This window comes from Streptomyces sp. NPDC086766 (assembly GCF_044746005.1).
GTDB lineage: Bacteria > Actinomycetota > Actinomycetes > Streptomycetales > Streptomycetaceae > Streptomyces.
Genome location: NZ_JBIVBI010000017.1, coordinates 1 through 11,530 on the forward strand (window position 1 = coordinate 1; position 11,530 = coordinate 11,530).

The following is an 11,530-nucleotide window of genomic DNA, read 5'->3' on the forward strand; positions in this document are numbered from 1 at the left end:
GGCCTGTCGCTGATGATCGCCATCGGCCCGGACCGCTTCCGGGAGATGCTCGACGGCTTCCACCTCGTCGACGAGCACTTCCGCACCGCCCCCGCGGAAGCCAACGCACCCTTGCTGATGGGCCTGCTCGGCATCTGGTACGGCAACTTCCACGACGCCCAGACGCACGCGGTCCTGCCGTACTCGCACTACCTGTCCAAGTTCACCGCCTACCTCCAGCAACTGGACATGGAGTCCAACGGCAAGTACGTCGACCGGGACGGCGCCGAGGTCGACTGGCAGACCGGGCCGGTCGTGTGGGGCACGCCCGGCACCAACGGGCAGCACGCCTACTACCAGCTCATCCACCAGGGCACCAAGCTCATCCCGGCGGACTTCATCGGCTTCGCCGAGCCGGTCGGCGAACTGAGCGGTGGACTCGAGGCGCAGCACGACCTGCTGATGGCCAACTTCTTCGCCCAGACGCAGGCACTCGCCTTCGGCAAGACACCGGAGCAGGTACGCGCGGAGGGGGTGCCGGAGGAACTGGTCCCGCACAAGACCTTCCAGGGCGACCACCCGACGACCACGGTCCTGGCCCGCGAGCTGACCCCGTCCGTGCTCGGCCAGTTGGTCGCGCTGTACGAGCACAAGGTGTTCGTCCAGGGGGCCGTGTGGAACATCGACTCCTTCGACCAGTGGGGCGTCGAGCTCGGCAAGGTCCTCGCCAAGCGGGTCGAGCCCGCCCTGACCGAGGGCGCGGAGGTGGACGGACTGGACGAGTCGACCCGGTCCCTGGTCGCGAAGTACCGGGAGCTGCGCGGGCGGCGGTGAGCCCGGCCGGCCGCCCCGGCGGGTCCGGGGGGCCCGGCCCCCTGGACCTCCACCCGGCCACCGCGCCGGGACCGCCGTCCCTCAGGCCACCGCGCTCAGCGTGTCCGCCAGGCGGCGGCGGGCCGCGCGGGCGGCGGGCAGCGCGGCGAGGGCCGCGGCGCCCAGGACGGCGGCCGTGCCGAACAGCAGCAGGAGCAGGGGAGAGGGGGCCTGGGCGATTCCGGCGCCGATGCCGCTGGAGCGGCCCTGGGCGTCGATCAGCCAATGGGCCAGCGGGAGGCCCAGCGCCGTGGCGACGGCGACCGCGGCCAGCGCGGTGCAACTGGTGGCGGTGACGGTGATCGCGGTGATCTGGCGCGGTGACAGCCCGATCGCCTTCAGCGCCAGCAGGTCGCGCTCGCCCTCGCGGACGGTGCCGCCGATCGCCGTGAGCAGTTCGATCAGCCCGATGAGGGCGAGCACGCAGACCAGCCCGGCGACGACCGCGCGCAGCGGGGACAGCCCGTCGGCCGGGTTGGTCACGGCGTGCACGTCGAGGTGGCCGCGGCCGGCGGCGGTCAGCCCGTTCGCGACGTCGTGCGGGTCGGCTCCGGGGCGCAGCCGCAACTGGTAGAGGGTCGGGGCCAGGTGCGGGTCGTTCGCGCGGAGGGTGTCCAGCGAGGTGGAGATGACCCGGCCCGCGTTCTCCGGTTCGATGCTGCGGCCCACGATGTGCAGGATCTGCGGCTGGTCGCCGACCGTCATCCGCACCCAGTCGCCGACCCGCACGTCCAGCAGGTCGAGCAGGCCCTGCCCGGCGACCGCCTCGTCCGGGCCGGTCGCGGCGCGGCCCTGGGCGAGGGTGTACGGGTAGGGGTCCTGGCGGGTGCCGAGACCGCGCAGGGCGATCGTCGCGGTCTGGCCGGGAACCAGGGCGGCCATCTCCACGCCCGGATAGACGGCGGCGACCCGCCGCTCGTGGCCGAGCAGGGCGCGGACGTCCGTGTCGCCGAGGCCGCGGTCCGCGCGGACGGTGAGCGCCGCGGGCATGCCCATCCGCTCCGGGCTGCTGTGGAAGCGGTCGATGGTGGTCCACGCGCTCATCGCCACCACGATCAGCAGCAGCGGCAGCGCGAGCCGCCCGACCGTGCCGAGGGTGCGCGGACGGCGGGTGAACGCCTTGTGCCAGCCGAGCACCAGCGCGGGCGGCAGCCGCAGACCGAGGGCGCGCCGCGCCGGTCCCGTCAGCCGGCCGCCTGCCGAGGCCGCCGGGCGGGGCACCGGCACCGGGGGCACCCGCCCCGCCCGCCAGGCCGCGAGTCCCGTGACCGCGCCGATGAACAGCACGGCCCCCACCGGCACGGCGAACAGCGCCACGGTGTGGCCCGGCAGCCCCTGCCACACCCCGACCGCGTCGCCGAAGCGCCCCGGCAGCAGGCTGCCCAGCCCCTGCGTGAGCGCGGCCGCCGCGACGGCACCGAGCAGGGCGTAGGCGACGTGCTGGAGCAGGAAGACGCGGACGACCTGGCCGGGCGTGAAGCCGATCGCCTTCAGCACCGAGATGTCCCGCAGATGGCCGCGGATGCGCGTGCCGATGGCGCCGTGCACCGCCAGTCCCGCGGCGACCAGCGCACCGAGCCCGAACAGGCCCAGCACCTGGCCGAGCAGCCGGTTGTCGCCCTGGGCCTCGGCCTGCGCCTGCTGCCAGGTGGACACCTCGCCGACCGCGCCGGCGCCGAGCACGGTGACGGCGCGCTGGACGGCGTAGTCCGTGTCGCCGGGGTCGGTCAGGCGCAGTCCGATCACCCGGCCGCCGGGATCGCGCACCGCGGACGGCAGGGCCCACACCAGGCCGGGCTGTTCCCCCGGCCGGAAGCGCGGTTCGGCACTGTCGGCGACGCCGACGACGGTCAGCGTGCGGGCGGTGCCCGGCAGGCGGAGGACGTCCCCGGGCTCGGCCAGCAGCGCCCGGGCGAGCCGGCTGTCCAGGACGACGCCGCCGGGGTCCCGCGGGTCGAGCCAGTGGCCGGAGGTCAGCAACGGCCGGCCCACGTCGGGCCGCCGGGGCGTGCCGCGCAGTTCGACCAGGGCGCGGGTGCCGCGGGAGGAGACGGTGGCGGTCTCGGTCGGGTAGGGCCCGGCGACGGACTCGACGCCGTCCAGCGCGGCCAGCCGGCCGGTGTCGGCGGACCGGACGGTGTGGATCCACACATGGGCGCCCCGGGACTGGGCGAACACCCGCTGCCAGGGGTTGGTCGCGTAGCCGAACAGCGCGGTGGCCAGCAGCAGCGAGGCGACGATGCCGGCGGTGGCCAGCACGATGAACAGCGCCTCGCCGCGGTGCGTGCGCAGATCGGAGTGCGCCCAGCGCAACGTGGCCCGCACGCGGCTCAGCCCCTCGGCCGGGGCGGGTGCGCCGGCGCGCGCGTCAGGTGGTCGTACACCGCAGTCAGTCCTTCAGCTCCAGCACACCGGAGAGGCCGGTGCCCCGCGACGGCGTCCCGTCGAGTTCCGCGTCGTCGGCGATCCGCCCGTCGAAGAAGCTGATCACCCGGTCCGCGGCGCTCGCCAGCCGGGCGTCATGGGTGACCAGCACGATCGTCTGGCCGCGCTGGTGGAAGCGGGACAGCAGCCGCATCACCTCGCGGGTGCCCCGGCTGTCCAGGCTGCCCGCGGGCTCGTCGGCCAGCAGCAGCGGCGGGTGGTTGACCAGCGCGCGGGCGAGCGCGACCCGCTGCTGCTCGCCGCCGGACAGCTCGCCCGGCATACTGCGCTCCTTGCCCTTCAGCCCCAGCTCGGCCAGGAGCTCCTCGCGCTCGGCGCGCGCCTGGCGCGGCGAGCGGCCGGCGAGCAGCGCGGGCAGCTCGACGTTGTCGGCGACGGACAGGTTGGAGACCAGGTTGAAGAACTGGAAGACGATGCCGATGCGCTTCCTGCGCTCCTCGGCCCAGCGCGCCTCGGTGTAGGCGTCGGTGCACCGCCCGTCCAGCCAGATGCTGCCCTCGTCGGGCCGCTGCAGGCCGCCGAGCAGGTGCAGCAGGGTCGACTTGCCGGCCCCGGAGGGCCCGGTGACGGCGACGAACTCGCCGCGCCGCACCGACAGGTCGACGCCGCGCACGGCACGGGCGGGCGCGCCCTCGCCGTGGTGGGTCTTGGCGAGCCGCTCGGCCCGCAGCACGACGTCATCGCCCCCGGGCCCGGCCAGGTCCCCGGCCCGGGGATCGGGACGGTGTTCCGGGCGCGGCTCAGGAGGGTGGGTGTCGCTCACTCCAGCTCCTCCAGTTCCTCCTGGCACCGCTCCAGCCAGTCCAGGTCGGCCTGCAGGTGCAGCATCGCGCCCTCGATGAGCAGATGGGCGATTCGGTTGTCCCGGTTCTCGGCCGCGGCCAGCTTCGACAGGTTGCGCATGGTGTTGAGGTACTGGCGCCGCTGCCGGTTGATGAGCGAGATCTGGTCGGCGAGCCGGGTCTGCGGCGCGAGCGCGAGCTTCATGAAGAACTCGTCCCGCACCCGAGGCTCGTCCTCGGTCTCCTCGAACCAGGCGCGCAGCGCCTCACGCCCGGCGTCGGTGAGGTGGTAGATCTTCTTGTTGGGCCGGCTGGACTGCTCGACCTCCTCGCCCTCGATCAGTCCCGACTTCTCGAGGCGGCCGAGGGTCACGTATATCTGGCCGACGTTCGGCTGAGGGTACGCGGCGCCCAGCAGTTGCTCAAGGTCCTGCTTCAGCTCGTAGCCGTGGGCGGGGCCGCGAGCGAGGAGTGCCAGGAGGGGCAGGCGCACTCGTGCTCTCCTCCTAGTCCTCGGAATGTGCTCCAGGCCCTAGTATCGCCCATACCTAACAGGTATACATGGCCTCTGACCCCGGGCGAGGGCGCCCGATGCCGGTGTACGGGAGGAACCTATGCGGTGGATACACGCCGCCGGTAGGGGCCTTCTCGTCCTGGTCGTGGTCATGACCGGGTATATCGCCTCCGGGGCCCGCGCCGGCGAGGGCGCGCCCCACGGGCGCGGCCCGCTCACCCTGGCCACCGCCGGTGACCTCACCGGCTACCTCGGCCCGCTGCTGGAGGGCTGGAACCGCACCCACCCCGGGGAGAGGGTCACCCTCGTCGAGCTCCCGGACTCCGCCGACGAGACCCACGCGCAGATGACGACCGACCTGCGCGGCGGCGACCGCAGCCGGTTCGACGTCCTCAACATCGACGTCAACTGGACCTCGGAGTTCGCCGCGGCCGGCTGGATCCGCCCGCTGCCGCGCGACCGCTTCCCGCTGCGCACCTTCCTGCCGCCGGTCGTCGACACGGCCACCTACGACGGGCAGCTGTACGCGGTCCCCTACGTCACCAACGCCGGTCTGCTGCTGTACCGCAAGGACGTCCTCGCCAGGGAGGGCGTCCCGCCCCCGCGCACCTGGGCCGAGCTGGAGCGCGACGCGCGGACGATCGCGCCCAAGTACGGCCTCGACGGCTACGCGGGCCAGTTCCTGCCCTACGAGGGGCTCACCGTCAACGCGGCCGAGGCCGTGTACTCGGCGGGCGGCACGATCCTCGGCGACGAGGGCGCGCGGGTCACCGTCAACTCCGCGGCGGCCCGCGAGGGCATCGGCTTCCTCGCCCGCGGCGTCCGCGAGGGCTGGATCCCGAAACGGGCGCTGACGTACAAGGAGGAGGAGTCCAAGCAGGCCTTCCAGGACGGCCGGCTCCTCTTCCTGCGCAACTGGCCCTATGCCTACGCCGTCGCCTCGGCCAAGGGCTCCCCGGTCGCCGGGAAGATCGGCGCGGTGCCGCTGCCCGGGCCGGACGGACCGGGCACGAGCGTCCTCGGCGGCTCCAACCTGGCCGTCAACACCCACGCGCGGCATCCCGACTCCGCCGCGCGCCTGATCGCGTACCTCACCGGCGCGCGCGTGCAGCGCATGGTCCTCACCCGGGGCGCGCTGCCGCCGGTACGGGCCGCGCTGTACGAAGACCCGGCGCTGATCCGGCGGTTCCCGTATCTGCCGACGCTGCGCGCCGCCGTGCTCGCGGCCGCGCCGCGCCCCAAGAGCCCGCACTACGACCAGGTCAGTCTGGTGGTCCAGGCGGTCGTGCACGACGCGCTGACCGGTCGCCAGACGCCCGAGGCGGCGGTGCGGCGGCTGGCGCGCGAACTCGACGCCATCGCCCGTCGATAGTTACTTGTTAGGTAACGCAAGCATCACGACTCTGTTCGCTATGTCCGTTTAAGTCCTTGTTCGTAATGGCAACTGCCCAGTAGTTTCCGTTCACTTCATTGACACCCCTGTGACGCCCCTACCTAACATGCATGCACAACAGCCGCCTAGCACAGACAGGGCAATGGGTTGAACAGGCATCGTTGGTGGCGCGACGCGGTGATCTACCAGGTGTACGTCCGCAGCTTCCTGGACAGCACCGGCGACGGCGTCGGCGACCTGGCCGGGGTCAGGGCCGGGCTGCCGTATCTGAAGAAGCTCGGCGTCGACGGGATCTGGCTGAGCCCCTTCTATCCCTCGCCGCAGCACGACCACGGCTACGACGTCGCCGACTACTGCGGCGTCGACCCGCTCTTCGGCGACCTCGCCGAGTTCGACCTGCTGATGGCGGCCGCCCGCCGGCTCGGCATCAAGGTCCTGCTCGACATCGTCCCCAACCACTGCTCCAGCGCCCACCCGTGGTTCGGCGAGGCGCTCGCCGCACCGCCCGGCAGCCCGGCCCGGGCCCGCTTCCACTTCGCCGACGGCCGCGGCCCCGACGGGTCCGAGCCGCCCAACAACTGGCACGCCATGTTCGGCGGCCCGGCCTGGACCCGGATCACCGAGCCGGACGGCCGCCCCGGCCAGTGGTACCTGCACATGTTCACCCCCGAGCAGCCCGACTGGAACTGGCGCACCCCCGAGGTGGCCGCCGAGTTCGACCGGGTGCTGCGCTTCTGGCTGGACCGGGGCGTCGACGGCTTCCGCATCGACGTCGCCGCCGGACTCTTCAAGCACCCCGAGCTGCCCGACTCGGACGACCCCGAGGCCGACGCCCGCACCCGCGACTCGGTCAACCCGCTCGCCTGGAACCAGCCCGAGGTGCACGACGTGTGGCGGCACTGGCGGGCCGTGTGCGAGGAGTACACCGCCCACGACGGCCGGGAACGGCTGCTGGTCGGCGAGGTCTCGGTGCCCACCGCCCGCGAGCACGCCCGGTACGTCCGCCCGGACGAGCTGCACCAGGCCTTCTTCTTCGACCTGCTCGGCGCCCCCTGGGACGCCGACGCCTTCCGCAAGGTCGTCACCGAGGCCATGCAGGACATAGCCGGCACGGGCTCGACGGTCACCTGGGTCCTCAACAACCACGACCAGGTCCGCACCGTCACCCGCTACGGCGAACACGCCACCGGGGGCAGCGGCCTCGGCGCCGCCCGCGCCCGCGCCGCCGCGCTGCTGATGCTGGCGCTGCCCGGTGCCGCGTACATCTACCAGGGCGAGGAGCTGGGCCTGCCTGAGGTCGTCGACCTGCCCGACGACGTGCTCACCGACCCGATCTTCCGCCGCACCGGAAGCCGCGCCCGCGTCCGCGACGGCTGCCGGGTGCCGCTGCCGTGGTCCGGGCAGGCCTCCCCGTTCGGCTTCACCTCCGGCGTCGAGGGCGCCAGGCCCTGGCTGCCGCAGCCGGACTGGTTCGCCGAGCACGCCACCGACCGGGCCCTGGCCGACACCAGCTCCTTCTGGCACCTGTACCGCGACGGCCTCCATCTGCGGGCCGCGCTGCCCCAGCTGGGCGAGGGCACCCTGCGCTGGCTGGACACCCCGCCCGGCGTCCTCGGCTTCGTCCGCGGCGACGGCCTGGTCTGCGCCGTCAACTTCGGTACCGCCCCGACACCCGCGCCGGCCCCCGGCGCCCCGCTGCTGTCCAGCGGCCCCTGCCCGCCCGGCGTGCTCGCCGGGTCCACGGCCGCCTGGTGGATCGGCGACGACACCGCCGAACTCTGAACCCCCGTCACGAGCCCGTCCGTTTCCCACCCCTCGAAGGGACATCAACGATGATGCGACGACGTACCACCCTGCTCACCGGCTGCACCGCTCTCGTCCTCGCGCTCGGCGCGACCGCCTGCGGCGGCGGCGACCCCGTCTCCGCGGGCGGCGGCGACAAGGCGCTCAGCGGCCAGACGGTCACCGTGGCCGGCGTCTGGACCGGCAGCGAGCAGAAGAACTTCCAGAAGGTGCTGGACGCCTTCACCGCGAAGACCGGCGCCAAGACGCAGTTCATCTCCACCGGTGACAACGTCTCCACCGTCGTCGGCAGCAAGATCGAGGGCGGCAACGCCCCCGACGTCGTGATGGTCCCGCAGGTCGGCGTGCTCCAGCAGTTCGCGAAGAAGGGCTGGCTCCAGCCGCTGTCCGCCACCACCCAGCAGTCCGTCGACGCCGGCTACGCGCCCGTGTGGAAGAAGTACGGCAGCGTCGACGGCACCCTCTACGGCCTGTACTTCAAGGCCGCCCACAAGTCGACGGTCTGGTACAGCCCCGACGCGCTGACCCAGGCCGGCGTGAAGCCGCCCAAGAGCTACGACGAGATGCTCAAGGCCGGGCACACCGTCGCCGACTCCGGACTCCCCGCCTTCTCGGTCGCCGGGCAGGACGGCTGGACGCTGACCGACTGGTTCGAGAACATCTACCTCTCCCAGGCCGGACCGGAGAAGTACGACGCCCTCGCCGCGCACAAGCTGAAGTGGACCGACGCCAGCGTGGTCCAGGCGCTCGGCACCCTCGGCAAGCTCTTCAAGGACAAGCAGCTGATCGCGGGCGGGCAGAAGGAGGCCCTCAACACGGACTTCCCCGGCTCGGTGGAGAAGGTCTTCGGGCCCAAGCCCGGCGCGGGCATGGTCTACGAGGGCGACTTCGTCGCCGGCGTCGCCAAGGACCAGTTCGGCCGCACCATCGGCAAGGACGCCAACTTCTTCCCGTTCCCGGCCGTCGGCGGCGGTGCCGCGCCCGTGGTCAGCGGCGGCGACGCGGCCGTCGTGCTGAAGGACGGCAAGAACGCCAAGGCGGGCATGAAGCTGCTGGAGTTCCTCGCCACGCCGGAGGCCGCCTCCGTGTGGGCGAAGGCGGGCGGCTTCCTCTCCCCGAACAAGAAGGTCGCCTTCTCCTCCTACGGCGACGACGTCACCCGGGCGACCGCCAAGTCCCTGATCTCGGCGGGCGACTCCGTCCGCTTCGACATGTCCGACCAGGCGCCCGCGGCCTTCGGCGGCACCAAGGGAGCCGGCGAGTGGAAGCTCCTCCAGGACTTCCTGCGCGACCCCTCCGACCCCAAGGCGACCGCGGCGAAGCTGGAGGCCGCGGCGGCCAAGGCGTACCGGGGCTGAGCCGCGATGACCGCCACCACCCTCGTGAAGGAGAAGGGGGCGAGCCCGCCGCCGCCCGCCGCGCTCGCCGACCGCGCGCGGCGGATGCGGCGGCGGGGCCGGGCCGTCGCCCTGCTGTTCGTCTTCCCCGCGCTGCTGCTGCTCGGCGCGCTCGTCGTCTACCCGGTGCTGTTCTCGGTCGGGCGCAGCTTCTTCGACGCCTCCGGCGACCGGTTCGTGGGCGGCGCCAACTACGCCGAGATGTTCCGCGACCCGGCCACCGTCAAGGCCGTACGCAACACCGCGATCTGGGTGGTCGTGGCCCCGTCGCTGCTGACCGGGCTCGGCCTGATCCTCGCCGTCCTGGTGGAGAAGGTCCGCTGGGCGACCGCCTTCAAGCTGCTGCTGTTCATGCCGATGGCGGTGTCCTTCCTCGCCGCCGGGATCATCTTCCGCCTCGCCTACGACGAGGACCCGGACAAGGGCGTGCTGAACGCCGCCGTCGTCTCGGTCCACGACGCCTTCAAGGGCACCTCGGCCTACCCCACGGCACGCGCCCGCCCGGGCCAGGGGCTCACCCAGGGCCGGGACGGCTCGTACACGACCGGCACGGGCGTCTCGCCCGGGAGCACGGTGACGCTGCCGATGGTCGGGGTGCTCCCCAAGGACCTGCCCCGCGGCGCCGCCCCCGCCCTCCCGGCGGCCGGGCGCCGGGCCGCGGCCGGCGAACTGCGCGGCGTCGCCTACCTGGACTTCACGCCCGGCGGTTCGGGCCGGCCGGGCAAGGTCGACCGGCGGGAGAGCGGACTGCCCGGCATGAAGGTCGAGGCGGTGCGCGACGGACGGACGGTCGCGAGCACGACCACGGCGGCCGACGGTTCCTTCCGCCTCCCGGGGCTCGGCTCGGGGTCGTACGCACTGAGGCTGCCGGCGTCCAACTTCGCCGCGCCCTACCAGGGCGTGTCCTGGCTCGGACCGACGCTCGTCACCCCCGCCATCATCGGGGCGTACCTGTGGATCTGGACCGGGTTCGCGATGGTGCTGATCGGGGCGGGCCTCGCGACGCTGCCGCGGGACGCGCTGGAGGCGGCGCGCATGGACGGGGCGAACGAGTGGCAGATCTTCCGGCGGATCACCGTCCCGCTGCTCGCGCCGGTGCTGACCGTCGTCTTCGTGACCCTCGTGATCAACGTGATGAAGGTCTTCGACCTCGTCTACGTCATCGCGCCCGGGCCGGTGCAGGAGGACGCGACCGTGCTCGCCACCCAGATGTGGCTGGTGTCCTTCGGCGGCGGCAACAACCAGGGGCTCGGCAGCGCCCTCGGCGTGCTGCTCCTGCTCCTCGTCATCCCCGCGATGGTCTTCAACGTGCGCCGTTTCCGAAGGAGTCAGCGATGAACGCGGTCAGGCGGGGCCTGGGCAACGGGCTGGTGCAGGCCTTCCTGGTGGTGATCGGCCTGGTCTGGCTGACTCCGCTGGCGGGACTGTTCCTGTCGTCGCTGCGCTCGGCCGAGGACACCGCCAGGGGCGGCTGGTGGACCTCCCTGGCGAGTCCGGGACAGCTGTCCTTCGACAACTACACGGCGCTGCTGAAGAACGCGGGCATCACCCAGGCGTTCTGGAACACGGTGCTCATCTCGGTGCCCGCGACGGTGCTGGTGGTGGTGATCGCGGCGCTGGCCGGATACGCCTTCGCCTGGCTGGACTTCCCGGCCCGCGAGCCGCTGTTCCTGCTGGTGGTGGCCCTGCTGGTGGTGCCCGTGCAGATCGGCCTGCTGCCGGTCGCCAAACTCTTCGGCCAGCTGGGGCTGTTCGGGACGATCCCCGGAGTCGTGCTCTTCCACGTGGCCTACGGGCTGCCGTTCGCGGTGTTCCTGCTGCGGAACTACTTCGCCGAGATGCCGAAGGAGATGCTGGAGGCGGCCCGCATGGACGGCGGTGGCGAGTGGCGCATCTTCACCCAGCTGGTGCTGCCGGTGGGCCGGCCCGCGATCGCGAGCCTCGCCATCTTCCAGTTCCTGTGGGTGTGGAACGACATGCTGGTGGCGCTGCTGTTCGCCGACAGCTCCTCCCAGCCGCTGACCGTGGAACTCCAGTCCCAGATCCGGCAGTTCGGCAGCAACATCGACGTGCTCGCGCCGGGGGCGTTCCTGTCCCTGATCGTGCCGGTGGTGGTCTTCTTCGCCTTCCAGCGGCACTTCGTGCAGGGCGTGATGGCCGGGTCCGTGAAGTAGGAGCCGGAGCGGGGGACCCGAGGGGCCATCCGAAGGCGGACCCGGGGGAAACAGCGGGGCGGGGGGGGGGGGGGGAACCCCCCCCCCCCCCCCCCGGGGACCCCCCCCCCCCCCCCAAAAAAAAAAAAAAAAAACACCCGCCGGGGGGTACCCCCCCCCCCCAGGGGGGC

8 protein-coding genes and 1 pseudogene are annotated in these 11,530 nt (G+C 72.8%); 6 read left to right on the forward strand and 3 right to left on the reverse strand.

Annotated features, from left to right (window positions below; translation table 11 throughout):
• Positions 1 to 813, forward strand: a pseudogene (locus ACIPM1_RS26840) (glucose-6-phosphate isomerase); the annotation flags it as partial.
• 81 nt (positions 814 to 894) lie between these two features.
• Here the strand turns inward: ACIPM1_RS26840 and ACIPM1_RS26845 are convergent.
• From ACIPM1_RS26845 to ACIPM1_RS26855, 3 genes are all read right to left on the reverse strand, one after another.
• Positions 895 to 3,177 (reverse strand): FtsX-like permease family protein, encoded by a 2,283-nt coding sequence (locus ACIPM1_RS26845; RefSeq protein WP_356195415.1) that lies wholly within the window; start codon positions 3,175 to 3,177, stop codon positions 895 to 897.
• Between the two features lie 64 nt (positions 3,178 to 3,241).
• Positions 3,242 to 3,997, reverse strand: a complete 756-nt coding sequence (locus tag ACIPM1_RS26850; protein WP_402439090.1) for an ABC transporter ATP-binding protein — start codon at positions 3,995 to 3,997, stop codon at positions 3,242 to 3,244.
• 59 nt (positions 3,998 to 4,056) lie between these two features.
• On the reverse strand, positions 4,057 to 4,572 hold the full coding sequence (locus tag ACIPM1_RS26855; RefSeq protein WP_356195418.1) for a PadR family transcriptional regulator: 516 nt from the start codon (positions 4,570 to 4,572) through the stop codon (positions 4,057 to 4,059).
• A gap of 121 nt (positions 4,573 to 4,693) precedes the next feature.
• On the opposite strand from ACIPM1_RS26855, the gene ACIPM1_RS26860 reads away from it, so the two are divergent.
• From ACIPM1_RS26860 to ACIPM1_RS26880, 5 genes are all read left to right on the forward strand, one after another.
• The gene (locus ACIPM1_RS26860; protein ID WP_402438900.1) at positions 4,694 to 5,965 is read left to right on the forward strand and encodes an ABC transporter substrate-binding protein; all 1,272 of its coding nucleotides are present in this window, start codon (positions 4,694 to 4,696) and stop codon (positions 5,963 to 5,965) included.
• Between the two features lie 168 nt (positions 5,966 to 6,133).
• A complete protein-coding gene (locus ACIPM1_RS26865; RefSeq protein ID WP_402438902.1) occupies positions 6,134 to 7,768 on the forward strand; it encodes a glycoside hydrolase family 13 protein in 1,635 nt (544 codons plus the stop codon).
• Positions 7,769 to 7,818: 50 nt separating this feature from the next.
• On the forward strand, positions 7,819 to 9,147 hold the full coding sequence (locus ACIPM1_RS26870; protein WP_402438904.1) for an ABC transporter substrate-binding protein: 1,329 nt from the start codon (positions 7,819 to 7,821) through the stop codon (positions 9,145 to 9,147).
• 6 nt (positions 9,148 to 9,153) lie between these two features.
• A complete protein-coding gene (locus tag ACIPM1_RS26875; RefSeq protein ID WP_402438905.1) occupies positions 9,154 to 10,524 on the forward strand; it encodes an ABC transporter permease subunit in 1,371 nt (456 codons plus the stop codon).
• On the forward strand, positions 10,521 to 11,360 hold the full coding sequence (locus tag ACIPM1_RS26880) for a carbohydrate ABC transporter permease (protein WP_356195431.1): 840 nt from the start codon (positions 10,521 to 10,523) through the stop codon (positions 11,358 to 11,360). Before ACIPM1_RS26875 ends, ACIPM1_RS26880 begins: the two co-directional genes overlap by 4 nt.
• Positions 11,361 to 11,530 lie beyond the last annotated feature (170 nt).